Source organism: Methanothermobacter sp. (assembly GCA_030055615.1).
In the GTDB taxonomy this organism is placed as follows: domain Archaea; phylum Methanobacteriota; class Methanobacteria; order Methanobacteriales; family DSM-23052; genus Methanothermobacter_A.
The window spans coordinates 104479-130638 of sequence record JASFYN010000001.1 but is presented as its reverse complement, the minus strand read 5'-3'; the positions used below and the strand labels follow the sequence as shown (position 1 = coordinate 130638).

Sequence of the window (26160 nt, the reverse complement as noted above, 5' to 3'; positions counted from 1 at the left end):
CTAGGCCTCCTCTGTGGGCTTTGTTATTATTTTATCATCGATGATATCCACTTTTATTAGTGTGTTTATTTTGTAGCCTGTTTTTTCTTCTACGAGTTTTTTACCTTCGCCTTTTTCTATTATAACTATGACTTTAGCCACTTCTACGTCCATTTTTTTGAGAGCTTCTAGGACTGCTAATAATGTTCCCCCAGTACTTACGACGTCGTCTATGACAAGGAGTCTGTCACCTTCCTGGATGCCGTTGATGTATAATTCTCCTTCGCTATATCCTGTGGTTTGGTGGACTGCAACTTCGCCTGGGAGGCCGTATTCGCGTTTTCTTACAACGACGAATGGTATTCTTGTTTTGAGTGATAATGCTGTGGCAAGGTGTATGCCCATAGCCTCTATACACACTATTTTATCAACATCTAGAGTATAGCGTCTTGTTATTTCATCAACCACCTCTTCCAGCATTTCTGGGGTTGTGAGTGGTATTCCATCAGTTATTGGGTGCACGAAGTAATTGTATTCTCCTTTTTTTATGATGGGTGCTTTTTTCAATGTTTTCTCCAATATTTTTAGCATTTCCATCACAGGATTTCATATTCGATAAATATAAATTTGAAATTCTCTAATATAATTTTGTAGTTATTAATCTAATTTTCCTATAGTGATTATCATGTTAGGCAAACTAGGCAAGAGTCTTGCAAAGACCATGAAAAAATTGGCCGGGATGACCATAGTAGATGAAGAAGTAGTGAAAGAGGTTATAAAGGATATACAACGTGCATTAATCCAAGCAGATGTTAATATAAAACTCGTATTCAAATTATCCAAATCAATAGAGGAAAGAGCCCTCAATGAAGAACCCCCAAAAGGTGTCACCCCAAAAGAACATATTATAAGGATAGTATACGAAGAAATGGTGAAACTCGTTGGAGAAACTCCAAAACCCCTCAAAATAGACAAAAAACCATATAAAATACTCTTTGTAGGACTGCAAGGAAGCGGCAAAACAACCACCATAGGTAAACTAAGCCGCCACCTCCAAAAAAAGGGACTAAACACAGCCATAGTATGTACAGACACATGGAGACCAGCCGCATTCGACCAATTAAAACAACTCACACAAGAAATCAACATACCAGTCTATGGAGAACCAGAAAACAAAAACCCACTAGAAATCGCGGAAAAAGGACTTGAAAAATTCAAAGACTACGACGTTATAATTTTTGACACGGCAGGACGCCACAAAGAAGAAAAACACCTACTCAAAGAAATGGAGCAACTATCAACCACAATCAAACCAGATGAGACAATACTCGTAATCGACGGTACAATAGGACAACAAGCAAAAGAACAAGCCCGTGCATTCTCCCAGAGCACTCCAGTCGGGTCAATAATAATAACAAAACTTGACGGATCAGCCAAGGGCGGCGGCGCATTATCAGCAGTTGCAGAAACAGGAGCCCCAATAAAATTCATAGGCACCGGCGAAAAACTAGAAGATTTCGAAGTCTTCGACCCCGAAAGGTTCATATCCAGACTCCTAGGAATGGGTGACATCAGAAGCTTGCTAGAAAAAGCAGAAGAAATAGCAGAAGAACAAGAAGTAAGTGAAGAGACAGTAGACGCCATCCTCACAGGCAGATTCACCCTAAGGGAAATGAAATCACAATTCGAAATGATGGGGAAAATGGGCCCACTACAGCAAGTTATAAACATGATACCAGGCCTTGATAAACTGCCAAAAAACGCGCCCAATGCAACAGAAGAAAAAATCAAAAAATACCTTACCATAATGGATTCCATGACAGAATACGAACTGGACCATCCAGAAGCGATCAAACATTCAAGGATAAAAAGGATTGCAAGGGGTTCAGGCACAAGGAACGAGGACGTGAAAGAACTCCTAAAGTATTACAAGGTTACTAAAAGGGCCATGAAAGGCCTTGGAAGACGGAACAGAGGAGGTCCAATGGGACAATTAGTGAAACAATTCCTACGTTAAGGAGTCAAAGATGGAGACTAAAAAGAGACTAGAAAAATTACTGGATATCACAGAGGGGAGCATATGCCCAAATTGTCTGGGACGCAAATTCTCAGATATTATACCAGGACCAGGTAATGTTAAAAGGGCTGAAAACCTAACCAAAACCTTCAAATTAAAAAAATCAACTGATAAATGCAAAATCTGTAAAGGAATACTAGAAGATCTTGAAAAAACAGCAGACTATGTCGAAGAGAAAATAAAAAAATTAAACCTTGAATTTTCAACCATACTAGTAGGGAGCAGATTACCAGAAAACCTATTAAGCGCTGATGAAGAAATAAACAAAATATTAAACATAGAAGTTGAAAGCATAAAAAAGGAAATCAACAGAGAACTTGGAAAAATCCTAAAAGAAAGATTTAATTGCAGGGTAGACTTCGAAAACCCTGATATTGTTGTTAAAGTTAACTTCAGAAAATTAAAACCACGAGTATGGATACAGATAAACCCATTATTTATAGAGGGCAGATACAGAAAACTCATAAGAGGCATACCCCAGACCAAGTGGCCTTGCAGAAAATGTAAAGGCCGAGGATGTCCAAGGTGCAATTTCACAGGTAAAATGTACCCCACTTCAGTCGAAGAACTAGTTGCAGAGCCCGTGCTCAAGGCAACTCAAGGTTCAGGATCAAAATTCCACGGAGCCGGAAGAGAAGATGTTGATGTGAGAATGCTCGGGAGAGGAAGGCCCTTCGTGCTCGAAATCAAAGAACCTAGGATAAGAAAAATAAACTTAAAAAAGATTTCTGAAGAAATTAATAAATCCGCTAAGGGCAAAATCGAGGTTCTAGATTTAAAATTCTCCAACCGCAACCGTAAAGTAGAAATTAAAACCTCATCCCCTTATAAAATTTACAAGGCAAAGGTAAAACTAAAGGACAAAATCGAACCATCAACCTTGGAGAAACTGAAATCTCTGAACTTGATTAAACAAAGAACCCCAAAGAGAGTCGCCCACAGAAGAGCGGACAAGATACGGAAAAGAAGAGTAATCGACATTAAATGGAACATAATCGACTCTAGAACCCTTGAGGTTACATTAAAAACTGAGGGAGGGCTCTACATAAAAGAGCTTATTTCAGGTGATGATGGAAGGACAAAACCCAGTATAAGTGAAATACTTAACACTCACGCAGAATGCATCGAACTTGATGTCATAGAAGTTGGATGACATAATACTATGGGATAAACCACATGTTAGGTGACAAGCAGAATATTTCCACCTATCCAAGAACACATAACAGTTGCGACATTTCATTTATACAAAAGCTAACCACTTTTTATGGTGTTAAAAAGGGCAAAGATGACCAGTAAGTAAGCTATGCTTCGGATTAATATAAGAACCAGTGTATTGCTAGGGTATCCTGTTAACTGGGCCAAATGAGACACTCCAAAAAGTCCAAAAGATAAACCAATGTAAAATAGAAGGGGATTTTCAAATTTCCGGAACCCCCAATACCCCATTACTAAAATTATCATGCAAAATATGAAATTAACAGTAAGTATTGGTTCTAAAACGATCGGCACATTCATTCACCTCATTTATAATTACTTTGTATGTTATACCATATAATATAGCCTATTAAACTAGCCTAAAGGAATATGTAAGTCCCCTAGAATCTCACTCCCCAAAAATACTTGAAACTACTGATACCCTTTTCCAAAAGATTTTAAATATCCTAATAAGGTATAAGTCACTGTAATGGGGGCAGGTACCGGCCATTTAATGGGGGGAGCAAAAAAACCTTAAAATTTTACGGTGCAGAGCCCCCCCAATGAGTAGTGGTGATCTTTCCTAGATAGAAGGGAATACCCTATATAAGTGAAATCAGTAGCTTTTGATAGGCATTTATGGACTTCTATAATATGTCATTTACTTAGGGTGGGAGTCCCCAAAAGGGGAAAATATTTAGGTGAGAAAATATAATAAATCAATTTGCTGTGTGATCATTCTAATTTTTTAAGATCATGGAGGTTTACAATATGAAAAGATCAAAGGGTTTCAGGAGTAAAACAAGATATAAACTTCAAAAGACTAAAAGAGTTGGGAGGACAAATCCTATAACAAGGAAAATCCAAAGTTTCGAAGTGGATGATCTTGTACATATAATAATAGATCCTAGCATCCACAGGGGACAGCCACATCCACGATTCCATGGTAAAACAGGGCGAATAGTTGATAAAATGGGAAAATCATATGTTGTCACGATAAAAGATGGTAAAAAGGATAAAAAACTCATTGTAAGACCCGAACATCTCCAATTGCAAGAGTGATCTATGATGATAGGTAAAAAAGTCCTTGAAACAGAACCGGTGCCCATGGCAGAAGTTAAAGTAATCCTGGAAAAATTCGCAGATAAACATGAATTCACATACGAGCAGAACCTTGCACTTGAACATGTGAAAAAATTCTCTAAGATAGATTATGAAGACGCGCAAAAATTGATAGAAGAACTCACAGAACTCCCTAATATAAAAAAGAAACATGCAGTGCGACTTGCAGATCTCATGCCAGAGGATGTTGCGGATATCCGTCTAATATTTGCCAAAGAAAGGATACCTATAAAAAATGAAGATTTTGAGAATATCCTGAAAATAATAGAAAAATACAGATAATTTTTTTGAGTTGGGGTCTCATGGAAGAGTATGCCATCATCCTAGACTATCTCCCATTGGGGTATGTGAGCGAAGGCCTAGGCGGTTTCAAAAGAAAGCCAGTAGCCCAGGCTATCGGCAAAGACGAGTTCACGCTTTTAGAATTAACACCAAAACCTGGTGTGGATCTTGAAATCCACGAGGAAGTTTATATAGGGAGGGGTAAAAGGGATAAGATAGCTAGGATAAACAGGCGACTCCGTCACAACGAATTAACAGCCACGGCAAGAGTTGAATTACCCTATGTCATAGAGGAAATTATAAAATCAAATGAAGAAAAGTTCGTCAAATTCTTTAATGAAGCAGGACCCATAAGCACAAGACTCCATCAATTAGAATTATTACCAGGGATTGGTAAAAAGCACATGTGGGACATCCTCAAGGCGCGTGAAGAGAAAAAATTCGAAAGCTTTGAGGATATTAAAAAAAGAGTCCCCATGTTAGCAGATCCCGTTAAAATACTTGTTAAAAGGGTTCTCATGGAATTAGATGTTAGTAAGGCAAAGAGGGGTAAAAGAAAATACGTACTTTTCACAAGACCGCCCAGAAAAAAGGTTGAACCAAGAAAATAATGAAAGTAAACAATCTAGCAACTGAAACTAAAAATATACTAAAAAAATATGGTATCCGTTTAAATAAAAGATTAGGTCAACATTACCTTATCGATGATTCCAAGAGGCAAAAAATATTATCCTATGCCGATTTAAAGGATGACGATGTCATATTAGAGATCGGCCCGGGGATCGGAACCCTTACAATCCCCCTAGCTTCAAAGGCAGGAAAAGTCATAGCCATCGAAAAAGATAAAAAAGTCGCCACCATCCTAAAAGACAGGTTAAAAAATCATAAGAATGTTGATTTAATCATAGGCGACGCCTTAAAAATTGATTTTCCATACTTTAACAAGATAGTGTCCAACCTACCTTACAAGATATCATCACCTATAACATTTAAACTGCTCGAATATGATTTCGACTTTGGCATTTTAATGTACCAGCGAGAATTTGCAGAGAGAATGATCGCCAAACCAGGAACCAAAGATTATTCACGCCTCTCAGTAGCCTTATATTTCATGGCCAATATCGAGATCCTAGATTACATTCCAAGAAGTGCCTTTTTACCGCCGCCAAGGGTCGATTCTGCCCTTATTAGATTAACTCCGAGGGAGAAGATTAATGGAACATTTGAGAGGACTTGCAGAGCCCTTTTCCAACATAAAAAGAAAAAAGCCAGGAACGCCCTTATCCAATCATTCCATGAAATTAGTAAAGAAACAAATCCAAGAGAAATAGTGGATCATATAGATCCTAGATTATTGGAAAAGCGAGTTTTCACATTAACCCCAGAGGAGATACTTAAAATTTCAAATGAACTTAAGAGAATAATCCAAGACCATTAAATGGAGTTAAAAATTTAAATATAATTTAAAATATTCCACTATCATGATAGTTGCAAGACCCGAATGGTTTGGAATAAGAAAATATAGTGGATGGGGCGTTAGTATCAAAACATGGCAGGGTGCGGTTTACATTGCAGCAGTCATCAGTTTCCTTGTTCTCATTCAACTAACGCCTTTGAACACAGAACAAAGAACGATCATAACAGTAGCATGGCTAATTTTCGTATTCATAGATCTTTTCGATGTAATGTGGAAAGTCAAAAAGGATGAAAGAGAATACTTACATGAAGCAGCAGCAGAAAGAAATGCAGCATGGGCTATGATGACGATACTCGTCATTGGTATACTTACAGAACTCCTCTATAACGCAATGCAAAAAAGGGTATACGTTGACCCATTCATGGTAACAGCCCTAACAATAGGTGCGATTGTCAAATCCATCAACTACTACAAACTAGAAAGAGAAGCCTAAAATATGAAGAACAATATACGTATTCTAAGAGAAAATTTAGGCCTCACACAAGAAGAACTTGCAGAAAAGGTTCAAGTGACAAGACAGACCATTATAGCACTCGAAAAAGGAAGATACAATCCATCACTGGAATTAGCATACCGGATAACAAAGGCGCTTAAAAAAGAACACATAGAGGATGTTTTCATTTTCGAGGATTAGCCATGATAAAATACAAGCACTTCAAAATCCAAATATGTGAAAATGTCTATGCTCCAGCAGAGGATACATTTTTACTCGCAGATAACCTTAAAGTAAAAGAGGGTGATGAAGTCCTTGAAATAGGGACAGGAACCGGTTTAGTGGCTATAGTTGCCGCTGAAAAGGGTAATGTAACAGCCACAGACATAAACCCCTATGCCATTGAATGTGCAACGAAAAACGCCAAGATTAACGATGCAAAAATAAGAATATTGCAAGGAGATCTTTTTGAACCTGTTAAAGGCGAAAAGTTTGACGTTATATTATTTAACGCGCCATATCTTCCAAGTTCGGATGAAGATTTGACAGGCAAGATCATTGACAAAGCTTGGGATGGTGGAGAGGATGGTAGAACCATCATAGACCGCTTCATCAATAAAGTTAAAAATCACTTAAAAAAGGGCGGTAGAATCCAGATGGTGCAATCATCACTTTCAAACATAGAAGAGACAATAGAGAAATTAGAGAATATGGGATTCCATGTTGAAATAACAGCCTCTGAAAAGTTCTTCTATGAGAATATAGTGGTCATAACAGCTGAATTACCATGATAGTATGCCATCAAATACCAGAACAGCATCACCCTCCATATAAGCGCCTATTCTATCGTCCACCTTATAAACTTGGATTTTAAGTTCACCACCAGGAAGATGAACAAGTACTTCATCATCCAATCTCCCTATCCTGTTACCTGCAATAACCGTGGCAGTGGCACCAGTTCCACAAGCTAGTGTAGGTCCAACACCACGCTCCCATGTAACCATCCTAACTTCTGATGGGTTTAAAATCTCAACGAAATGTACATTGATCCTCTCTGGAAAGACAGGATGATTTTCTATGAGAGGTCCAAGTCTTTCCAAATCTACAGACTTTAAATCATCCACGAATATGATAGCATGTGGATTACCCACATTAACGGCTGTAAGCTTTATATCTTGGTCATCAACTTCAAGATGCTCTTCTATGAATTCGTCCTTGCCAGTTTTCATCGGTATTTCAGCAGTTTTGAAGGTTGCGAATCCCATATCTACACGTGCAGAGGTCACATATCCCCTATCAATGTTTAAATCTACGATTTTGAGGCCTGCGAGGGTTTCTACTTTGATTTTCTCTTTTCTTATGATGGCGTTATCATATACAAATTTGGCAAAGCATCTTATACCGTTACCGCACATTTCTGCTTCGCTTCCATCAGCATTGAATACTCTGAACCTTATATCACCTTCACCTTTTGGAGGTTCTATGAATATGACGCCATCCGCGCCGATGGAGAATCTCCGTTGACAAATTTCGGATACAAAATCTGGTTTTTCATCTTCGCTTATACATTCTGCTCTACTTTCATCCACGATTATATAATCATTGCCTAGTGCGTGCATTTTAGAAAATAATATCATCCTTGTCATCATCTACACCTTTTATTCTATTTTAGGAGTCTTGGTGGGATCACCTGCTTACTTATAAGGTCTGAGAAATCTTCCCTCTTCCTTATGATCTCGGCTTCACCATCTTTTACAAGGATCTCAGCTGGTCTAGGCCTTGAATTATATTGTGATGACATGGAAAATGCATATGCACCAGCATCTAATATAGCTAATAGATCCCCTTCTCTGAGTTTTGGAAGTTTTCTGTCCCTTGCAAAAAGGTCGCCTGACTCGCATAAATTTCCTGCTATATCAATCTTTTCTACTGGTTTTTCACTGGCTCTATTTGCCACGATTATATGATGGTATGAACCATACATCACGGGCCTTACCAGGGTGTTAAACCCGGCATCAACACCAGCAAACTTCCTATAACTTTCTTTTATGGTGTTAACTCTAGTTAAGAGGCAGGCAGCGTCACCCACTATGTATCTTCCAGGTTCAAGGTACATTGTAGGTTTTCCAAGGGAGTATTCGTCTAATTTTTCCATGAAGAGGCCTGTTATCTTCTCAGCAAACTCTTCGATATCTAATGGTTTTTCACTTGGATGATATGGTATTCCAAGGCCCCCGCCAAAGTCTATAAATTTGAAGTCTATGTTTGTGGCCTTTGATACTTTACCTGCTATGTCCATGAGCTTTTCAACAGCTAGCATGAAGGGTTCTGGGTCGAGTATACCCGAGCCTATATGTGCATGGATCCCTATGGGTTGGAAGCCGAGTTCCTGGGCTAACTTGTAAACTTTAATGGCTTCATCTTCTCTTATACCAAATTTACTAAGTTCTCCGCCGGTTATGCAATGTTCGTGGTGTCCCGCGCCTACCATGGGGTTTATCCTAAATGATATCTTAACATTTTCTGGATCTGTTATTTTTGAAAGTCTTATAAGCTGCGATTTCGAGTCGATGTTTATCATAACCCCTGATTCGGTTGCGAAGAGTATTTCATCATCCCTGAGATTATTACCGGTGTATAGGATTTTCTCGGGTTTGAAACCTGCAAGTAGGGCCATGTATATTTCCCCTGGGGAAACGGCGTCAATTCCGCTACCCTCCTCTTCAAGTATCCTTAAAACAGCGAGATTTGTATTTGCTTTACAAGCATATAATATTTGGAAGTTGGGATAATATTTTGTGAAGGCTTTGTGGAGTCTCTGGTAATTTTCTCTTATCCGTTTTTCATCTATGACATAGAGTGGTGTGTCATAATCTTCAGCAAGTTTAACTGCATCTGCTCCACCAATTAACAAATGTCCTTTATCATTAACTTCAACATTTAACATGAGGATCACCTACATAATATTTTTGTGGGGGGTTTTGGGAGATGAAACCGTTCATACCAGTTGTGAGGGCACTTATACTAGAAGATGATAGGATACTATTACTTAAAAGGTCGGCTAGTTCCAGGACAAACCCTGGGTTATGGGAACTTCCGGGGGGTAAATTGTTAGATGGTGAGACGCTTGACGAAGCACTTAAGAGGGAAGTTTATGAGGAAACAGGTCTTATAGTATCACCTATTAAGGTTATTGGGGCGTTTCAACAAGTTTTCCCATTCAAGGTGTCTGTGAATATCATCTTCCGTGTTAAGGTCGAGGATGGTATTCTAAGTTTAAGTGATGAACATGAAGCATATAAATTTATCAAGATAGGGGAAATCAGAAATTTTAAAGTTTCTCCTTGGCTCAGTGACTTTAAGGAATCCTTAAATGGAAGCAAAGATATTATCTAGAACCTCGATAACCTTGTCTATTTCATCTTTTTTTATGACTAATGGTGGTACAAGTCTTATAACTTTATCAGCTGTACAGTTTATGAGTACTCCCATTTTTCTCGCTTCATCAACTATTTTATCACACTTTATCCCAAGTTCAACACCTAACATTAAACCATAGCCTCTAACATCCTCTATAATATTATATTTACTCATTAAATCTTCTAAGCGCCCTTTAAAGTATTCACCTAATCTCTTGGCATTCTCTGCTAGATTCTCACCTATTATAACTTCTATGGCTGCTATGGCAGCCGCACAACCCAAGGGGTTCCCGCCGAATGTTGATCCGTGGTCTCCTGGTTTGAATGCTGATGCTACATTTTCATTTGCTAGTACAGCGCCTATAGGGTAGCCTCCGCCCATGGCCTTGGCCACTGTTGTTATATCGGGTTGTACGCCGAAAAGTTCTGATGCGAACATAGCCCCTGTCCTTCCAAACCCGGTTTGAACCTCATCGAGGATGAAAAGGATATCATTTTCTCTTGCAAGTGCCTGAACATCCTCCAGGTAGCCTTCTGGTGGGACTACAACCCCCCCTTCACCTTGTATGGGCTCTAGTAGTATGGCTGCGGTATCATCTGTTATTGCATTTGCCATGGCTTCAATGTCACCATATGGTACATGTTTAAAACCTGGAGGTAATGGTTTGAACGGTTTTTTGTATTTGTCTTGTCCAGTTGCTGTTACAGTAGCGAGTGTTCTACCATGAAATGAATTTTCAGCAGCTATTATCTCACCCTTACCAGTATATTTTCTTGCGAGTTTTATAGCGCCTTCGTTTGCTTCTGCCCCACTATTTGCGAAGAATACTCTGTCATGGGGTGATATGGAAGTGAGTAATTTGGCCAATTCTGTCTGTTCTTTGTTATAGTATATGTTGGAACAGTGTATGAGTTTTTGGGCTTGGTGACAGATGGCTAGTGCAACTTTCGGATGTGCATGTCCAATACTGTTCACTGCGACCCCTGCAAAACAATCAATGTATTCATTACCTTCAATGTCCCAGACTCGAGCTCCTTTACCATGTGATAGGACGATAGGCTGGCGAGAATAAGTTTGCATGATATACTTTTTTTCAAGCTTAATTATCTCATCAGCATCCATAAATATCACCACTTCCTGTTTAGACTAGTAGATTATCTTTTTGATATATTCATAGAGTGGATGTTCCTCATTGATGGTATCCAAGAGGATCCCTTGGATCTTATAAGGGGGATATGATCCTTCACTTGTCCGAATATAACCTTTTTTCACATCTTTCACTTTAAGAATCTTGTCATCTATTATTACATTTTCACCCTTTTTAAATCCTGAGGATTTCTCCTTAACTATAAGAAATTCATTAAGTTGGGGCTTTTTCATGATTAAAATTTGAGGTTCAAAGCTTCTTTCATGGATTCTTTGAATGATCTTGTGAAGGGATTCCTCTCCCATTTCTTCCAGTATATAAGATTTTATGGTGTCATCAAGGGCTTTTCTCATCCTAATCCACGCATCGGCTTCTCTACATCCTATCTTGTCACGTGTGACGCGTTGGGGGCACCTCCAGCAATATTTCTCATCCAAGGATTTTAGAAGTTTCCTATAGGATGCTGAACACCTTTCCTTGAATTCTTGGACAGTTTCTTTTATCATTAGACACCCTCAAATATCCCAGATTTCCTGGCATAATTATAAAGATACAATTGCACATAACCAGCATAATCTTTGAACTCGTCCCTTACGAAATCCCTTAACTTTTTATTATCGACACCGAAAAGGTGCTTCATTATCCTTTGGATCCATACATCAACAGGGAAGGCTTCCAGTTTCCGGAAACCATAAAGTAATATGCAATCCGCAACCTTGGGGCCAACCCCTGGTAACTTTAAGAGTAAATTGAAGGCCTCATCATAATCCATTGCCTTCAAATCCTTGATTGGTATCCTTGAGACCATCCTAGATGTCCTTATAATATATTTGGCACGGTATCCTACGCCAGCTGAACTTAAAATGTCTTCGTTTAAGCTGGCTAGAATGTTTGGAGTGGGGAAACTATAAAATGTTCCCTTCGAGAATTGGTATTCTCGCCCCCAAAATCTTTTTATATGGTTTATTGCCTTAGTCCAACGTTTTATGGAGCAATTCGCTGAAGCTATAGATGAAATAATACATTCAAAAACATCCTTAGCCAAAAAAAGTCTAAGGCCCTTTGAATAATTTATTATAGAATCGAGAGGAGGATAAGAATATAAAAAATCATAAAAATCTTCTATATTAAATCTAAGGTCAAATATATGATTTATCTTTTCTTTAACCCTGGATAATGGTATTTTTTCAAATGATTCTATGTTTATGTGGAGTTCATCATCTGATTGTTTTATTGTTACAAGGGAAGGTTTATTATCCACCATTAGTAGTTCACTATAGCATCCCCCGTGGCTATGCCATGGTGGTTGGGACGTTTGGCCGCTGTACATTGTAGTTTCAAGGTCGAATTCCTTTGCCTTGATTTTAAAGTATTTTTGCATCCTCACCAAATCCCTTTATAGTCTCACTGGGATTCCCCTCTCTTTTAGATATTTTTTCACGGTAGGAATCGGGTATTCGTTAAAGTGGAATATGCTCGCTGCTAATGCAGCATCGGCTTTACCATCTGTAAATGCCTCATACATATGTTCAGGTTCGCCAACCCCGCCTGATGCTATAACTGGAATGTCAACATTCTCGCTTACAGCCTTTGTTAATGGAATATCATAGCCTTTTTTGGTACCGTCACGGTCCATGGATGTCAAAAGTATTTCACCAGCCCCCCTCTCTTGGCATTCAATAGCCCATTCTATCGCGTCAATACCTGTAAATTCGCGGCCACCGTAAATGCTGCATTCATACCAACAGTAGCCATCCTCAACTTCTACTATAAAGTGTTCATCTGATTCTCTGGGATTATCAACATATCTTCTTTTTGCGTCGATGGCAACCACACAAGCTTGGGATCCCACGATCTCGGAAGCTTCGTTGATCAAATCAGGATTCTTTATTGCAGCAGTGTTCACTGAACATTTATCAGCGCCGGCTTTAAGCATTTTAACGAAATCTTCTGGCTTCCTTATACCACCACCCACACATATGGGTACGAAAACATTCTCTGTGGTGGCCTCCACGACATGGATCATTGTCTCTCTTCTTTCATGTGAAGCCGTTATATCCAAAAATACTATTTCATCAGCACCATCTTCATAATAACGGTTCGCAAGTTCAACAGGATCTCCTGCATATTTTATCTGTTTGAATTCAACACCTTTCACAACCCTTCCATGGGGTACTTGTAAATCACAATCAAGACATGGTATTATTCTCTTTGTAAGCATTTTAATCACCTTTATATCCTCTTATGTTCCCGTTTATAAATCTAAGTTAAAGTTGGGCTATAAAGTACACTATGTGGATGCTTAGTTCTAATCACGCAATTTTTAATGATTAATTTTATATAAAACTTTTTATAAAAAATAGAACAAATTTCTTTAAATTGGGAGGTTTTATATTTTTTGAAAAAAGAAAATTGGATTGGAATTATTGGGGGAATGGGTTTCTTTTTGATCATTTTATTTATCCTAAATTTCAATTCAGATTTTGATCAAAAATTAATTAATGATGTTGAATCGGGCGTGCCAACGGATGAATTAATAGCAAGGATAGAAGATGAAACCGAAAAAGAGAGATTAGAAGCAGAAAGACGTCTAGAATCCCATCTGTGGGATATGAAATATTGGGGACAATCTAGTTTACCGCCCGAAGAAGAGCTCAAATATGAAATAGAGATATATAATGGACAAATGAGATCTATTTCAGAATGTGACAGAATTAGAAAGCAATTCGTTAAAGGAGAGATTTCTAAAGAGGAGTTTTTAGCAAAAATTAAAGACTTAGAGATTTACGAGATATGATATGTGCAAAATACCTTGGAGAAATTTTATAGATCACTTGTCTTAGGAGAGGATTACAATTCGTTTTGATAAAAAGGAATTTTTAACAAATAAAGAACTTGATGACCTTTATTTTGATTTACAAGCCAAGATTGATTTAACTCAGCACCCTGGTGGTCTAGAATCAACCAAAAGGCTTATTGACTTATGTCATATAACTAGTGCTTCATCTGTTTTGGATGTTGGCTGTGGTGTGGGAAAAACTGTATGCTACCTTGCAAAAACAATAGGATGTAAGGTTCATGGCGTGGACAAAAATGAGAGGATGATCAAAAAGGCCAACGAGAGGGCAAAAAGGAATAAAATCGAACATTTAGTTAGTTTTATTATTGCAGACGCCCAGAAAATGCCGTTTCCAAGAAATCACTTCGACTCCATTATAAGTGAATCAGTAACAGCATTTATAGAAGATAAAAGAAAAGCACTAAGGGAATATGTAGATGTAATCAAACCAGGTGGATATGTGGGGCTTAACGAAGTGACCTGGGTCAAAGAAAACCCTCCAAGATCTTTGGTTAGATATTTGATCCACAGTGCCAATGGGACAATCCCAGAAAGCCCGAATAGTTGGAAAAAGTTGCTTAAAGATTCTGGATTAAGAAATATCAAGACTGAAGTCCATCCTTTCAATTATTTAAACCATGATAACGAATCTGAGAATATCTACAAGGCTTGGCACAGACTTATAGCCTTATATTTTGAAGAATCATCCTACAGAAAACACATACTAAAAATTATGATAGGAACATGGCAAATGCCTGATAATTTCTTTGATTACATGGGATATGGGATATATGTCGGCAAAAGATAATATGAGGTTTATCTGAATGTTTGATATTTTTGCGGTGGCTTTAATAACCATAATCACAGGAATAGCTATAAGAAGCCTTTATGTCAAATTTTCACAAAGATCTAAAATAAAAAAGACTACAATAGTCAATAAACCAAAAAAATCGTTTGCAAATCTCGTTCTACCAAGAGATCGACAAATCCTAATAGAGGATTATGAAAGGACTTTTGGGAGGGAAGATTTCTTAGGCGTTCTCCTACCCGATAACCTATTATTTATCGGGAAAGAACATTTCAATTACTAAAATGGATGACGGATGCTACATCGAAGACTTAGACACAAAAAATGGGACTAAAATAAACGGAAATGAAATAAAAGGTTTAGGAAAAATAAAATTGGAGAATCAGGACGAAATATTGGTGGCGAAAACATTACCCATCAAATATTTAGAATAATAGAAGTTGATCACGTGAATATACCATCAAATAATATTAAATTGATAATTTTCCTTTCTCTAATCATGCCCATAATTGTCATTCCAAACATTTTCGCGGCCCAGGATGGTCCCAAGGTCCTTTTTGATGAAACAGGACCATATGGGAAATATTATACCATATATAACCTTGGACCATATGGTGCATCAAGTTTCGCTACTTTATTGGAATATAATGGAGCTAGTGTCTCCAGATTAACCGACGCGCCCTTAACTTATGAAAAACTTAAAAACTACGATGTTTTGATTTTAATGGCCCCTGGACGTAATTATACCGACCAAGAAATAAATGATATCAAAAAATTTGTAAATAACGGTGGGGGCTTACTCCTCGTGGGTGAACCTTGGGGGCCCCAAGATGGTGATAAGAATTATGCATTCAACAAAATCGCAAGAAGCTTTGGTTTAGATTTTGCATTCAACGAGATAATCATAGACACAAAACATAATGTAGGTATTTCTAGACTCATAAAAACTGATAATATCAAATCACATCCCATAACATCAAATACATCTGAGATCTATTATATTACAGGGGCTTATCAAGATCCTGGAGCGGCTGAAGTTTTAGTTTATTCTGATTCCGATTCTTGGTCTGATCATGGATATGTAACTAGTGAAGGAGAGTCAGCGAACAATGAAATAAAAGAAGCTGATGAAGTAACAGGGCCTCTTCCACTTATATCTGCCATGGATTATGGGAGAGGCAGGATAATAGTTATAGGTTCTGCGCAGACATTCGTTAATGCTTGGCTCTACAAAGGTAACGCGTGGAAACTAGGCCTTAATTCTGTTAACTGGCTTGCTGATCATCCCATCCCCCCTAACTACAAGGCCGCGGGTTTAATCTCCCCTACCCTGGGAGATTTGAGTTATAGAATCCTTACAATGGTTGCTTTCACCTTTTTTTATGTGCTGGTTTGATATTTAAAATAAAAAGTGACAAGAAAGCAGAAATGTCACAAATTTTAAAAACGATTAAAAATTGGAAATTTAACAGTTTAATCAGTTTAAACGCCGTTTTTGCGGTTATTTCAATTCTTTTATTCATCCCTATAAACTTATATTTGCTTGATAGTTCAATGCCAGAATTTTATGACCCTTATTTTGCCTATACTTTAATCGTAACTGGCATTTTACTTTTCTTCTTCAATTCTATGATATTATATAACATGATTCACAGGAGAAGACTTGTAACCAATCACTCATATTTTAATATCAGCATACTCTTGTTTTTTGCTGGTTTAACAATGATTCTTGGGGATTTATTCTCATTCCCAATGATGTTCATATTTACAATAGGCAGTTTTTTCCTAATTATTCCCTTTTTACTTAATCTGTGGATTATAAGAGGATACGGTCCAGACCTTATAATAGAAGGTAAGGAATTTGATCAACTGAAAAGATTATCAATGAAATCACTACCATTCGAGCTTCATACATACTATGATGATCCAATTTTTATCGGGGAGGGTGGATTTGGAAGAGTCTTCAAAGCCACACGTAAGGATGATGGGAAAGAAGTAGCTATTAAAATACCAAAGTCTTTTGATAAGAGATCTGAGAAGATTTTCGTATCAGAAGTTTCCAATTGGAGCAACTTGGATCATCCGAACATCGTGAAACTTTACGATTTTAAGATTCTGCCCATCCCATATATTGAAATGGAGTTCTGTGAAGAATCTGTTGCCAATTTAAAATATCCTTTTAAAAAGGCGGTTTCAATTGTCCATGATGTTGCAAAGGGGCTTCAATATGCACATGGAAAAAACATCATCCATGGGGATGTGAAAACATCCAATATATTAGGCCATGAGGGAATTTACAAGATTTCTGACTGGGGTTTAAGTAAATTAAAAATAGAGGGATCTATAACATTATCTGGGGCCACGCCACAATATGCGGCTCCTGAACAAATTTCACAAGAGTTTGGTAAAGCTGATGAGAGGACAGACATTTATCAGCTTGGTGTTGTATTTTATGAACTTGTAACAGGGGAGATACCATTCAAGGGTGAAATGTCAGAGTTATATAGTTCTATTCTTAACATTCGGCCAAAACCTCCTTCAGAGATTAATCCAGATGCAAGTATGGTTGAAGATATCATTATGAAATGCCTTTCTAAAAATAAGGAGGATAGGTATTCCTCTATGGATGAACTAATCGAGGAACTTGAAAAATTCTACAAACCTGAGCCTTTAGATTCAAAGACTATGAAAACTCCCTAATCTTTAACTAGTCCAGATATTCAACCATTTTTAGAAGATCTTTTCCATTTTTGATCTCCTTTTCTAGGTCTAGTTTAAGATATGCTCTTTTACCCCGGGTGTAACTCGACGATAAAATCAATTGTCTTTTACCTATCAATTCAACCCCTCTAACGGGTGTATGTCCCACTATAATAGCATTACATCCAATATTTTCCAAAAAAGAGTTTATATCCTCTTTTGTATAATCACCATACCTATTCCATAAAAGTTCAAACAATTTCCTGTTTTCTGAATAACCTGCGTCAGTGATGTTGATTATATCATCAATCCCTTTTATATAATTTGAAGGCCCTGCATGGCTAATAAATACTTTATTTCCAGTTTTAACAGCTACTGGCAACTTTTTAAAAAATTTGATGTAATCTTGCAATTTCTTTTTCCATTGAATTCCGAATCTTTGTTTAAGTAATGTTTCAAAATTTAAAGTCAGATTCATACCAGCTTTATAAATTGTTGTTTTAGATATGAGAGACCATTCATGATTGCCCAGGAGGAGGTGGAAATTTTTAGAATTTTCAAATTTATATTTCGCTGAATCCAATATTTCTATGGATTTATCATTTTTAAGGCCCATTCCATGGATTAGATCACCAGTCTGGATCAAATGATTCTCTTCGTCCCTGAAATCTTCCCATATACGCATAAATTGGTTATAATCATCTATATTACCATGGATATCTGTAATAACAAGTGCTTTGCCTTTTTTAGGCAATTCAACCAATTTTCCATTATTAAACATGATATTAATATAATTTGTTGATATTTAAATTCTTTGTATTTACACAAAGTTTTCTGTAATTTCTGGCCCCATAGATTGTTGAGTTAAAAAATCGAAGAATTTATAAATATAATAAACAAAAATAAAAACGTAAAATTGATTTTTCAGGGCCCGTGGTCTAGTCTGGAATAGGACGTGGGACTTCGGATCCCAAGGTCCCGGGTTCAAATCCCGGCGGGTCCGCTCACATACACTATAAAATTCTATTTTTTCACAGAGTTTTATGATATAGTTTGATCAAAAAATTATATATTAAAAGATTTGGATATATAGATATAGGGGTGGTGGGTGATGAGCATAATACAAATCCTATTATCAGGATTATATGCCCTTGGAGAATATCTTTCAGCACATGTTCTCACCTGTTTAGTACCAGCTTTCTTCATTGCAGGTGCAATAAGCGTATTCTTATCCAAGGATGCTGTATTAAAATATTTAGGCCCACAGGCCAAAAAGGTAGTCTCTTATGGTGTTGCATCGGTTTCTGGGTCGATACTAGCAGTATGTTCTTGTACAGTGTTGCCATTATTTGCAGGTATACTCCGTAGAGGGGCTGGTCTAGGCCCTGCTACAACATTTCTTTATTCGGGTCCTGCTGTCAATATACTGGCTATCGTATACACAGCCGCTGTTTTGGGTTATGATTTGGGGGTTGCAAGAGCCATAGGGGCTATTTCAATGTCCATTGTAATCGGCTTTATCATGGCAACAATATTCCAAGAGGAAAAGAGGGCAAATATAATGACAACAACAGTCAATGAAGAAGGAGAAAGTAATTTATTCCCTAAATTATCAGTATTTTCTTTACTCATATTGATTCTAGTTGTCGGAGCGTCAAAAATCGCATTATTAACTAAGTCAATATCCCTTTTAGCCTTCATAGTCTTGTTAATCTTCTGCCTTTTAAAATGGTTTACAATAGAAGACGTAAAAGAATGGTTAGAGGAAACATGGGGATTTTTCAAGATGATATTTCCACTGCTCTTGGTAGGAGTTTTTATAGCTGGCATACTCCAAGCACTATTACCACAGAAAATAGTCGAAGCTTACCTAGGCGGTGAAGGTATTTTACCAAACTTCCTAGCGTCAGTTATAGGCGCTCTAATGTACTTCGCAACCCTCACAGAAGTCCCCATAATAAAAACATTAATGAATCTAGGAATGGGCAATGGACCAGCATTAACACTTTTACTTGCAGGTCCAAGCCTAAGCCTCCCTAACATGATAGTCATAGGAAGAATAATGGGCATCAAAAAAACGATCATATACATAACACTTGTAGTTATCATATCAGCGCTAGTAGGATACGCTTATGGGAACATATTCTAATAAGGAGGAAATAAAATGAAAGAAGTTGTAATAAAAATTTTTGGGACAACACCCCCTTGTCAAAAGTGTAAACTAGCTGAAAAAATAGCAGAGAAAATGGCTGAAAAATTCGAGAACGTTAAAATAGAAAGATTCGATGCTTTAAGCGAAGAGGGGGACAAATATGGCATAATGGTCACGCCAACTATAGTAGTGAATGACAACATAGTCGCCACGGGGAAAGTTCTTTCAGAAGAAAAAATGGAGGAAATAATCAAAAGAAAATTAGAAAAATAGTATGTGAGGTGAATACATGGTTAAAATTGAAATATTCACTGCTGAGCCGCCATGCCCAGGTTGTTTGAAACTATTAGAATTGGCGGACAAAATCAAAAAAGAACACCCCGAAGTGGAAGTTATAAAGCATGTCGGGCCATCAAAAGCTCATGAAAAATACAATTTGACCGTTGTCCCAGCTATAGTCGCTGAAGAAGGTTTAATCAAAATAATGGGGGTTTGCCCAAGTAAAAAGACAATGATCGCAATACTAAAAGAACTAGGAGTGTAAAATATGAGTGTGAAAGTTGAAATTTTCACATCAGAGCCGCCATGTTCTGGAGGTCGCTTACTACTAAAACTCATAGAGGAAATAAAAAAAGAATATGGAGACAAGATCAACATTAAAATATACAAAGGTCCTAGTGAAAAAACAGAAGCTTACGATATAAAAACAACCCCAGCAGTGGTCATAGACGAAGATATTCGAATAATTGGCGTCTGTCCAAGCAAAGAAACCCTAAGGGATGCTTTGAGAGAGGCGGGAGTATCCTAAAATTGTCCATGATCTTATAACTTCAAATTTTAAAATTTTCAAATCAAAAAAGAAGTACCCCCATTTCGAGTGAAAAACAAAAGCATTTGTAGGTAGAGTACAAAGCATCAATGACTTTTAAACCCTCCAAGCACCTCTGTTCCAAAAGTGGATAAAAAGTTTACTCTTCCCTATTTTTGAATTTTATTATTGTCGTTGAAAGATAATTTGGATCTTTCATAAAACCTTCATAGATTTTTTCATCTTCCATGCTACAATTTTGGACAGATATCACCTTTTTTGCCCTTGGATCTTCACCTATTATATTCTCTAATTCACTTCCATGCTTAGGTACTTTCATTATAATACAAGTATCGGCATAGGATATTATCCTTCTAAATCTTTCATCTACCCGTGACACCACCACTAATATCTCATCACCTTCAACTAATGTCATGGAAGCACTGGCGGCGCAACCAGCAAAAGATGTTACGCCCGGCACTATTTCGACCTTGAAGCCAAAATCCTCTATACGCTTTTGAAGATAAGAAAATGTACTATACAAGGAGGGATCGCCAAGAGTTACAAATGCAACATCATCACCCTTTTCTAGTTCGATGGCAACAAGCCTAGCAGCCTTATCCCAATGCAGCTCAAGCTCATTAACATCCCTCGTCATGGGGAATACTGGCTCAACTAACCGGTAATCATCCCTTTCAGCCAATATGTCTTCAATTATCGAAAGAGCCTTGCTAGGCTTATCTTTGGAAGATCTCGGCGCGCATATTACCGGCACGCTCCTAAGGATCTTAACAGCCTTGATTGTGAGAAGTTCACTATCCCCAGGACCTACACCAACGCCAATAAGCTTTCCCTTATCCAATCCTAACACCAAAAAATCTCTATTATTATATCACTTATATATCTAACCTACAATAAAAAAGTCCATGAAAAGATTATTTCATGTTCTGATTGTGGAATGTTAAAAGATAACTGTATATGTAAAAAGGATAGAGGAGGTTCAATATTCCTTGATAGAAGAGATTATCCCCATATCCCAGATAAGATTCTAGAAAATTTCCCCTTCCGCAAGCCAAGACTTGGACAACTAGATATAATAAATGATATCCATGAGGCCATAGAAGAGGGCTACAAGTATATTATTTTAGAAGCTGGGACTGGAACAGGGAAATCAGCTATAGCAATTACACTTGCAAGGATATACCGGCCAGCATATATCCTTACAATGACAAAACAACTCCAAGATCAATATGCCAGGGAATTTAAGATACCCACTGTTAAAGGCAGAGCAAATTTTTATTGCAAAAATGATGATTTCGAATCCACCTGCGATATTGGAACATGCCAAACCACACCATCATCCGAGGATTTCCACTGCCCTTATGGCGTAAGCCGCGGAGAAACACTATTCTTCAAAGAAGCATTCAGAGATTCCCACGGAAACAAAATCTATTTCAGATCAAGGGAACATTGCCAATATTGGGAACAAAAAGCCCATGGGATAAACAGTCCCATAACCCTCATGAATTATGATTATGCTTTCCTAGAATTAAATTATGTCGGCCACTTTGGTAAAAGAGAATTAATGGTATTGGATGAAGCCCATAACATAGAAAACAAGCTCATGCAAAGACTTGAAGTCAACCTTTCCAATAAAAGGCTGGAAAAAGATATAGAAAAGAAGATACCCCAATCAATGTTCGAAGAAGACGACCCCAGAGAGTGGATACTCCCAATAGAAGCCATATCACAGGACTACAAGGATCTTGATAAGAGTCAAATGCCTAAAAGACGGGCAAATAGGATTAAGAGGATGATAAAACGTCTAGACGAGCTTAAAAAGAGCCTTGAAAATGAACCGGAAAATTGGGTTATAGACACAGAAAGTGAAAAAGTGTCCTTTAAACCACTACAAGTCAATAAATACGCCCCAGATTACCTTTTTTCGCATGCAAATATATGCTTGTTTATGAGTGCAACAATACTTTCAGATAGGATGTTCTGCCAATGGCTCGGTATAAACCCCGAGGAATCGTACTTCATAAAAGTTGACAGTCCATTCCCAGCTTCAAGACGGCCAATAGAACTAAAACTTGTTGGAAGAATGTCAAAAACGAGAATAAAGGACACAGCCCCCAAAACACTCCCCATATTAAAGAGGATACTAGAAAGGCATAAGTATGATAAAGGACTCATACACACCCACAATTATCGCTGTCAAAAATTTATATTAAAGAATATAGATGACAAGCGCCTTATAGGACATAATACAGGCAACCGCGAAGAAGTATTAGAATATTTCGAAAAAAGCAACAGTCCACTAGTCCTTGTAAGCCCATCAATGAGTGAAGGCGTCGATTTACCCTACGACAAATGTAGATTTCAAGTAATCTATAAAATACCATTCCCCTACCTTGGAGACAAACAAGTTAATATGCGCCAACAGAGGGACAAAAGATGGTACGCTTACAAGACCATCATGACCTTAATGCAAGCATATGGTAGAGGTATGCGCGCCCACGATGACGAATGTTATACTTACGTACTTGATGCTAACATAACAATGCTCTTTAGAAGCCCACTATACCGCTCATTATTGCCCGAATTCTTCAAAGAAGCTATAATAAAATAACAAAAAAGAGTAAAATTTCATATTTAAAAAATAGAATGTAAGGGGTTAGATTTTGAAGCCGCCTCTGAGGAATCCGAACGCTGCAAGACCGATCAATATAAGGCCTCCCATGACACCATAAATGTACCATCCTGTACCCGTTGAACCGCCACCAGGAGAAGCTCTTGTAACCTCATAAGCCTTACCTCGTTCACCCCCATGACCAGGAGAAGCAGCAGCAACTCCTGCAGACCCTGAAACAGCACCTACAAAGGAACCAATGAAACCAGGAGAAACACTCGAACCACCAGGAATGCTAGGAACGCCTGGAGCATTTGGAGTGCCAGGAACACCGGGAGTACTAGGAATGCCAGGGACACTTGGTGTATTGGGAACGCTTGGAACATTTGGCAGTAAATCAGAGAGCTGACGCTCTGGTAACCCCATGAGGAATTGTATGGCATTACCTGAGGGTGAACCTGCAGCTCCCGAAATGATCATATTCATTTCTTCTCTTGTAATATATTTTATCGGTGCTTCATTAGCTACTATGTATGGTGAGCGCACACCAGTAGGTTCTTTTCCCTTGTACCAATCTATATAGGCTCTGAGACCATTTGCTCCACTTTCGAAACTTGGCCATTTGAATGTGATTACCACTGCCCTTCCGATGTTTAATTTTTCATCCCAGATTATTAATATGCCTTCCATTTGTCCGCCTTCAACAGAAGATGATCCTGTATTAAGTAGTCTTTGGTTGTAGTATGTTCCTTGTCCTGGTGATACGCCTAGGAGTAGTAGGAGTCCATCCTCTTTGCAGTAGGTTGTTGTTGTCACGTAAATGTACTTTTCATTTTCTCCTCTTGGATAATTTTTGTATATGTAGTCTGCTATGAGGTATGATGGTGAGACCCCTGGGCAGACATGGTTGTGGAACAGGTAGACCATTAGCATGTCGAATGGTGGATCATAGGACCATGCATTTGCGATTGTAACTACATTATTCCAATTTTTAAATACCCTAGATACTGTTGGGTTGGTGTAATTCCATCCAGCTCCTATGTCATATACTGGCCCTTTGGTATCGTTTGATATTATGAATCCTTTAACTGGATCATAGATTAGTTGTATAGCATAGAGTATTTCATCTTCTTCTGTGATGTTAAATGAGAATCTTCCGAATCCGCCGGATTTGCCTATAACTTCTGGGGTGTAGCTTCCATTTTTTATTATGAATGTGAACCATAGTTGACTCCAAAGTGAGCTGTGGACTGGTAGTAATGTTTTTCGGCTTAATCGTGACCCTAGAACTTCATAGATTCCATCCCATATTGGACTTGTATCTTGGTTATTTAAGCGTGCGTAGCCTGCTGATGTCAATACAAGGAGTCTGAGATTGTCTTTTTCTACTTGTATTCCTGCCTGTCGGAATAAATTCTTCGCCAAATTGGCGGCCTCGATACCTATTTCTTTGAGTTGGTTGTAAGTTAAGTTACCTTTAATGTACGTTTTATTGTCTGGTATTGCATTTACAAGGTTGCTCTGACTTAATATGTATTGCATGTCTAGTCCATGAGCATCTTGAACTGTTGTGCTTCCTATTCCACCTGCTAGGTAATTAACTTGTTCTTCTGTTGTTGTCAAATGCGTAGAGTATTTTTACTAGCGATTCTGGGCTTGTTATAAGTTTTTGGATTGCCCATGCGTTGAATTTGAGCTCGGTGACTGTGTCTTCTTCTACTGTTGCTTTTGTTTCTCTTCTGAATTGTTCTGTTAGTTCTGTCCAATTGTAGGTCATTATAATGAGTATTCCTGTTCTTGTGTTTGAGTTCCAGCGTATAAACCCTACCATATTTGCATCATCTGTGGTATTATATCCAATGTAGGCTCTTTTTCCTGGGGTTGAGTCCATTGCATATACGAATACATCATCATCTGAGCCTCCAGGAACTCCTATGACTATATAGGAAGTGGCTTCTGCGCCTCCGGTTCCTGTGCTTGGTGGATAGTATTTGAGTAGTGTTTCTATCATGGCGTAGCCGCTTATGGTTCCTAGGCATACGTGGCCATGGAATGCTGCTTCTCTTAGTATGTCTGCTGGTAATCCTAGTGCCCATGCGTTTGCTAGGCTCGCTATTGGGAACGCATCACTTCCAAGTTTTTGTGTGAGGTTATTCCATTGTGCTTTTGTCATGTTCTGGGATACTGTTCCGATGTAGGTTGGTGTTAGGCTGGCATTTTTGAAGTATACTAGGATTAGGTCGTTTCCTTTTCGTGTTATGAATGCAAAGTCTAGGGGGTCTAACCTTGTTTTTCTGAGTAGTAGTAGGTTACCTTTACCATAACTTATGATACCTTGTGCTTGGTTGAGTATACCTTCAAGTGCGTCTTCTGATGTACTATTTTTGTAGTATGCGCTGCCTGCTGTTGTTATCACTAGTACTTTTCCTGTCTTTGTGAAGTTTAGGATTTGGTTTGCTTTTTTAGTTATTTCTCTTCCTATTTTGTATGTTTGTGTTGCTTTTAGTTGTATTTGTAGGTGTGTGTAGTATTTTGGGTCTTGTGGGTTTGTTGGGTTTTTGGTTGGTGTGAATTGTTTTGTTGTTGTTTGGTATCCTGGTGCTTTTATTGTTATGTTGAATCCTTTTTCTGGTTGTGGGTGTTGGAATGTTATCTTGGTGATGTTTGCTGCTGGGTCGAAGTATTTTTGGAATTCTATTTCTTGTCCATTGGAGTCTGTGAGTTTTTCTATTGTTGGGTTTATATCATCGGGGTATTCATAGGTTATTTTCAGGCCTACTTCACATGTGCTGTTTGTTGCTGAAACAGCGCCCACAGAAACCAAGGAAGTCAACAGTAACAATAAAAGAAAAACCTTCCTCTGCAATCCAACTCCACCTCCCTTTATCATCAAAAAACCATTAGCAATAATAATATATAAATATATATTATTACGATTTTTGTACAATTTAAATATAAAGTAATAACAAATTTTTATAAAATCTAACAAATTTTTTAATTGATGAAAAATGGAATAGGATGATATTGTCAAAGTTCATGGCCATTTTTGTCCTAGGACAACTACTGATTTAAAATTGGCGAAATCGTAAC

At 37.9% G+C, this 26160-nt stretch carries 32 protein-coding genes and 1 tRNA gene; 22 read left to right on the top strand and 11 right to left on the bottom strand.

Annotation, left to right across the window (positions count from 1 at the left end; all coding sequences use genetic code 11):
- Entirely contained in the window at positions 1-570 is a 570-nt protein-coding gene (hpt, locus tag QFX38_00685) for a hypoxanthine/guanine phosphoribosyltransferase (GenBank protein ID MDI9623397.1), read from the bottom strand.
- A 94-nt stretch (positions 571-664) separates the two neighbouring features.
- Between hpt and QFX38_00680 the strand changes: the two genes are divergently transcribed.
- The 9 genes from QFX38_00680 to QFX38_00640 all read left to right on the top strand — a co-directional run bounded on the left by QFX38_00680 (position 665) and on the right by QFX38_00640 (position 7355).
- Complete coding sequence (locus QFX38_00680; protein MDI9623396.1) at positions 665-1996, top strand: signal recognition particle protein Srp54; 1332 nt, start codon at positions 665-667, stop codon at positions 1994-1996.
- Between the two features lie 10 nt (positions 1997-2006).
- Positions 2007-3209: a tRNA pseudouridine(54/55) synthase Pus10 gene (locus tag QFX38_00675; GenBank protein MDI9623395.1), complete on the top strand. Its 1203-nt coding sequence runs from the start codon at positions 2007-2009 to the stop codon at positions 3207-3209.
- Between the two features lie 812 nt (positions 3210-4021).
- The gene (locus tag QFX38_00670) at positions 4022-4312 is read left to right on the top strand and encodes a 50S ribosomal protein L21e (protein MDI9623394.1); all 291 of its coding nucleotides are present in this window, start codon (positions 4022-4024) and stop codon (positions 4310-4312) included.
- A gap of 6 nt (positions 4313-4318) precedes the next feature.
- Positions 4319-4654, top strand: coding sequence for an RNA polymerase Rpb4 family protein (locus tag QFX38_00665; protein MDI9623393.1), 336 nt, complete (start codon positions 4319-4321; stop codon positions 4652-4654).
- A 20-nt stretch (positions 4655-4674) separates the two neighbouring features.
- Positions 4675-5265, top strand: coding sequence for a DUF655 domain-containing protein (locus QFX38_00660; GenBank protein MDI9623392.1), 591 nt, complete (start codon positions 4675-4677; stop codon positions 5263-5265).
- Positions 5265-6092: a 16S rRNA (adenine(1518)-N(6)/adenine(1519)-N(6))-dimethyltransferase RsmA gene (gene rsmA / locus QFX38_00655; GenBank protein MDI9623391.1), complete on the top strand. Its 828-nt coding sequence runs from the start codon at positions 5265-5267 to the stop codon at positions 6090-6092. The genes QFX38_00660 and rsmA overlap by 1 nt, the downstream gene beginning before the upstream one ends.
- Positions 6093-6135: 43 nt before the next feature.
- Positions 6136-6564 (top strand): hypothetical protein, encoded by a 429-nt coding sequence (locus QFX38_00650; GenBank protein ID MDI9623390.1) that lies wholly within the window; start codon positions 6136-6138, stop codon positions 6562-6564.
- 3 nt (positions 6565-6567) lie between these two features.
- Positions 6568-6765: a helix-turn-helix transcriptional regulator gene (locus tag QFX38_00645; GenBank protein ID MDI9623389.1), complete on the top strand. Its 198-nt coding sequence runs from the start codon at positions 6568-6570 to the stop codon at positions 6763-6765.
- Positions 6766-6767: 2 nt separating this feature from the next.
- Entirely contained in the window at positions 6768-7355 is a 588-nt protein-coding gene (locus QFX38_00640) for a class I SAM-dependent methyltransferase (GenBank protein MDI9623388.1), read from the top strand.
- On the opposite strand, the gene dapF is transcribed toward QFX38_00640, so the two are convergent.
- Together dapF and lysA are read right to left on the bottom strand one after the other, a co-directional pair.
- A complete protein-coding gene (gene dapF / locus QFX38_00635; protein MDI9623387.1) occupies positions 7347-8213 on the bottom strand; it encodes a diaminopimelate epimerase in 867 nt (288 codons plus the stop codon). The two genes, QFX38_00640 and dapF, sit on opposite strands and share 9 nt — an antisense overlap.
- Positions 8214-8227: 14 nt before the next feature.
- Positions 8228-9511 carry a diaminopimelate decarboxylase gene (gene lysA / locus QFX38_00630; GenBank protein MDI9623386.1) on the bottom strand — a complete coding sequence of 428 codons (1284 nt, stop codon included), beginning with the start codon at positions 9509-9511 and terminating at the stop codon, positions 8228-8230.
- 41 nt (positions 9512-9552) lie between these two features.
- On the opposite strand from lysA, the gene QFX38_00625 reads away from it, so the two are divergent.
- On the top strand, positions 9553-9960 hold the full coding sequence (locus QFX38_00625) for an NUDIX domain-containing protein (protein ID MDI9623385.1): 408 nt from the start codon (positions 9553-9555) through the stop codon (positions 9958-9960).
- On the opposite strand, the gene QFX38_00620 is transcribed toward QFX38_00625, so the two are convergent.
- From QFX38_00620 to hisF, 4 genes are read right to left on the bottom strand one after another with little or no spacing between them, the layout of a single operon-like run.
- On the bottom strand, positions 9934-11106 hold the full coding sequence (locus tag QFX38_00620; GenBank protein MDI9623384.1) for an acetylornithine transaminase: 1173 nt from the start codon (positions 11104-11106) through the stop codon (positions 9934-9936). The genes QFX38_00625 and QFX38_00620 overlap by 27 nt on opposite strands.
- Before the next feature lie 24 nt (positions 11107-11130).
- Complete coding sequence (locus QFX38_00615; GenBank protein MDI9623383.1) at positions 11131-11637, bottom strand: hypothetical protein; 507 nt, start codon at positions 11635-11637, stop codon at positions 11131-11133.
- Positions 11637-12512: a DNA glycosylase gene (locus QFX38_00610; GenBank protein MDI9623382.1), complete on the bottom strand. Its 876-nt coding sequence runs from the start codon at positions 12510-12512 to the stop codon at positions 11637-11639. The genes QFX38_00615 and QFX38_00610 overlap by 1 nt, the downstream gene beginning before the upstream one ends.
- A gap of 15 nt (positions 12513-12527) precedes the next feature.
- Complete coding sequence (gene hisF / locus QFX38_00605) at positions 12528-13352, bottom strand: imidazole glycerol phosphate synthase subunit HisF (protein MDI9623381.1); 825 nt, start codon at positions 13350-13352, stop codon at positions 12528-12530.
- Positions 13353-13529: 177 nt separating this feature from the next.
- Here hisF and QFX38_00600 point away from each other — a divergent pair, with 177 nt between their 5' ends.
- The 6 genes from QFX38_00600 (at position 13530) to QFX38_00575 (ending at position 17478) form a co-directional block, all read left to right on the top strand.
- A complete protein-coding gene (locus tag QFX38_00600) occupies positions 13530-13928 on the top strand; it encodes a hypothetical protein (protein MDI9623380.1) in 399 nt (132 codons plus the stop codon).
- A 58-nt stretch (positions 13929-13986) separates the two neighbouring features.
- Complete coding sequence (locus QFX38_00595; protein MDI9623379.1) at positions 13987-14778, top strand: methyltransferase domain-containing protein; 792 nt, start codon at positions 13987-13989, stop codon at positions 14776-14778.
- Between the two features lie 16 nt (positions 14779-14794).
- The gene (locus tag QFX38_00590) at positions 14795-15061 is read left to right on the top strand and encodes a hypothetical protein (GenBank protein MDI9623378.1); all 267 of its coding nucleotides are present in this window, start codon (positions 14795-14797) and stop codon (positions 15059-15061) included.
- 1 nt (position 15062) lies between these two features.
- Complete coding sequence (locus QFX38_00585) at positions 15063-15212, top strand: FHA domain-containing protein (protein ID MDI9623377.1); 150 nt, start codon at positions 15063-15065, stop codon at positions 15210-15212.
- A 65-nt stretch (positions 15213-15277) separates the two neighbouring features.
- Positions 15278-16174: a DUF4350 domain-containing protein gene (locus QFX38_00580; protein ID MDI9623376.1), complete on the top strand. Its 897-nt coding sequence runs from the start codon at positions 15278-15280 to the stop codon at positions 16172-16174.
- A complete protein-coding gene (locus tag QFX38_00575; GenBank protein MDI9623375.1) occupies positions 16171-17478 on the top strand; it encodes a protein kinase in 1308 nt (435 codons plus the stop codon). Before QFX38_00580 ends, QFX38_00575 begins: the two co-directional genes overlap by 4 nt.
- 7 nt (positions 17479-17485) lie before the next feature.
- Here the strand turns inward: QFX38_00575 and QFX38_00570 are convergent, their stop codons facing one another.
- Positions 17486-18259 (bottom strand): metallophosphoesterase family protein, encoded by a 774-nt coding sequence (locus tag QFX38_00570; protein ID MDI9623374.1) that lies wholly within the window; start codon positions 18257-18259, stop codon positions 17486-17488.
- Between the two features lie 146 nt (positions 18260-18405).
- On the opposite strand from QFX38_00570, the gene QFX38_00565 reads away from it, so the two are divergent.
- From QFX38_00565 to QFX38_00545, 5 genes are all read left to right on the top strand, one after another.
- A tRNA-Arg gene (locus QFX38_00565) sits at positions 18406-18481 on the top strand.
- A gap of 108 nt (positions 18482-18589) precedes the next feature.
- Positions 18590-19627 (top strand): permease, encoded by a 1038-nt coding sequence (locus tag QFX38_00560; protein MDI9623373.1) that lies wholly within the window; start codon positions 18590-18592, stop codon positions 19625-19627.
- 15 nt (positions 19628-19642) lie between these two features.
- Complete coding sequence (locus QFX38_00555; GenBank protein ID MDI9623372.1) at positions 19643-19903, top strand: thioredoxin family protein; 261 nt, start codon at positions 19643-19645, stop codon at positions 19901-19903.
- Positions 19904-19919: 16 nt separating this feature from the next.
- Positions 19920-20174 carry a thioredoxin family protein gene (locus tag QFX38_00550; protein ID MDI9623371.1) on the top strand — a complete coding sequence of 85 codons (255 nt, stop codon included), beginning with the start codon at positions 19920-19922 and terminating at the stop codon, positions 20172-20174.
- Positions 20175-20177: 3 nt separating this feature from the next.
- The gene (locus QFX38_00545) at positions 20178-20438 is read left to right on the top strand and encodes a thioredoxin family protein (protein MDI9623370.1); all 261 of its coding nucleotides are present in this window, start codon (positions 20178-20180) and stop codon (positions 20436-20438) included.
- A gap of 160 nt (positions 20439-20598) precedes the next feature.
- Here QFX38_00545 and cobI read toward each other — a convergent pair whose 3' ends face one another.
- Positions 20599-21300 carry a precorrin-2 C(20)-methyltransferase gene (gene cobI, locus QFX38_00540; protein ID MDI9623369.1) on the bottom strand — a complete coding sequence of 234 codons (702 nt, stop codon included), beginning with the start codon at positions 21298-21300 and terminating at the stop codon, positions 20599-20601.
- Positions 21301-21396: 96 nt separating this feature from the next.
- Between cobI and QFX38_00535 the strand changes: the two genes are divergently transcribed.
- On the top strand, positions 21397-23070 hold the full coding sequence (locus QFX38_00535; protein MDI9623368.1) for an ATP-dependent DNA helicase: 1674 nt from the start codon (positions 21397-21399) through the stop codon (positions 23068-23070).
- Between the two features lie 45 nt (positions 23071-23115).
- Here QFX38_00535 and QFX38_00530 read toward each other — a convergent pair whose 3' ends face one another.
- Both QFX38_00530 and QFX38_00525 read right to left on the bottom strand, forming a co-directional pair.
- Entirely contained in the window at positions 23116-24693 is a 1578-nt protein-coding gene (locus QFX38_00530; GenBank protein ID MDI9623367.1) for an FmdE family protein, read from the bottom strand.
- On the bottom strand, positions 24668-25903 hold the full coding sequence (locus QFX38_00525) for an FmdE family protein (protein ID MDI9623366.1): 1236 nt from the start codon (positions 25901-25903) through the stop codon (positions 24668-24670). The genes QFX38_00530 and QFX38_00525 overlap by 26 nt, the downstream gene beginning before the upstream one ends.
- Positions 25904-26160: the final 257 nt, after the last annotated feature.

Coding starts and splice junctions, on each gene's coding strand:
- hpt (MDI9623397.1), bottom strand. CDS start 570: ATGCTAAAAATATTGGAGAAAACATTGAAAAAAGCACCCATCATAAAA.
- QFX38_00680 (MDI9623396.1), top strand. CDS start 665: ATGTTAGGCAAACTAGGCAAGAGTCTTGCAAAGACCATGAAAAAATTG.
- QFX38_00675 (MDI9623395.1), top strand. CDS start 2,007: ATGGAGACTAAAAAGAGACTAGAAAAATTACTGGATATCACAGAGGGG.
- QFX38_00670 (MDI9623394.1), top strand. CDS start 4,022: ATGAAAAGATCAAAGGGTTTCAGGAGTAAAACAAGATATAAACTTCAA.
- QFX38_00665 (MDI9623393.1), top strand. CDS start 4,319: ATGATAGGTAAAAAAGTCCTTGAAACAGAACCGGTGCCCATGGCAGAA.
- QFX38_00660 (MDI9623392.1), top strand. CDS start 4,675: ATGGAAGAGTATGCCATCATCCTAGACTATCTCCCATTGGGGTATGTG.
- rsmA (MDI9623391.1), top strand. CDS start 5,265: ATGAAAGTAAACAATCTAGCAACTGAAACTAAAAATATACTAAAAAAA.
- QFX38_00650 (MDI9623390.1), top strand. CDS start 6,136: ATGATAGTTGCAAGACCCGAATGGTTTGGAATAAGAAAATATAGTGGA.
- QFX38_00645 (MDI9623389.1), top strand. CDS start 6,568: ATGAAGAACAATATACGTATTCTAAGAGAAAATTTAGGCCTCACACAA.
- QFX38_00640 (MDI9623388.1), top strand. CDS start 6,768: ATGATAAAATACAAGCACTTCAAAATCCAAATATGTGAAAATGTCTAT.
- dapF (MDI9623387.1), bottom strand. CDS start 8,213: ATGATGACAAGGATGATATTATTTTCTAAAATGCACGCACTAGGCAAT.
- lysA (MDI9623386.1), bottom strand. CDS start 9,511: ATGTTAAATGTTGAAGTTAATGATAAAGGACATTTGTTAATTGGTGGA.
- QFX38_00625 (MDI9623385.1), top strand. CDS start 9,553: ATGAAACCGTTCATACCAGTTGTGAGGGCACTTATACTAGAAGATGAT.
- QFX38_00620 (MDI9623384.1), bottom strand. CDS start 11,106: ATGGATGCTGATGAGATAATTAAGCTTGAAAAAAAGTATATCATGCAA.
- QFX38_00615 (MDI9623383.1), bottom strand. CDS start 11,637: ATGATAAAAGAAACTGTCCAAGAATTCAAGGAAAGGTGTTCAGCATCC.
- QFX38_00610 (MDI9623382.1), bottom strand. CDS start 12,512: ATGCAAAAATACTTTAAAATCAAGGCAAAGGAATTCGACCTTGAAACT.
- hisF (MDI9623381.1), bottom strand. CDS start 13,352: ATGCTTACAAAGAGAATAATACCATGTCTTGATTGTGATTTACAAGTA.
- QFX38_00590 (MDI9623378.1), top strand. CDS start 14,795: ATGTTTGATATTTTTGCGGTGGCTTTAATAACCATAATCACAGGAATA.
- QFX38_00585 (MDI9623377.1), top strand. CDS start 15,063: ATGGATGACGGATGCTACATCGAAGACTTAGACACAAAAAATGGGACT.
- QFX38_00580 (MDI9623376.1), top strand. CDS start 15,278: ATGCCCATAATTGTCATTCCAAACATTTTCGCGGCCCAGGATGGTCCC.
- QFX38_00570 (MDI9623374.1), bottom strand. CDS start 18,259: ATGTTTAATAATGGAAAATTGGTTGAATTGCCTAAAAAAGGCAAAGCA.
- QFX38_00560 (MDI9623373.1), top strand. CDS start 18,590: ATGAGCATAATACAAATCCTATTATCAGGATTATATGCCCTTGGAGAA.
- QFX38_00555 (MDI9623372.1), top strand. CDS start 19,643: ATGAAAGAAGTTGTAATAAAAATTTTTGGGACAACACCCCCTTGTCAA.
- QFX38_00550 (MDI9623371.1), top strand. CDS start 19,920: ATGGTTAAAATTGAAATATTCACTGCTGAGCCGCCATGCCCAGGTTGT.
- QFX38_00545 (MDI9623370.1), top strand. CDS start 20,178: ATGAGTGTGAAAGTTGAAATTTTCACATCAGAGCCGCCATGTTCTGGA.
- QFX38_00535 (MDI9623368.1), top strand. CDS start 21,397: ATGTTAAAAGATAACTGTATATGTAAAAAGGATAGAGGAGGTTCAATA.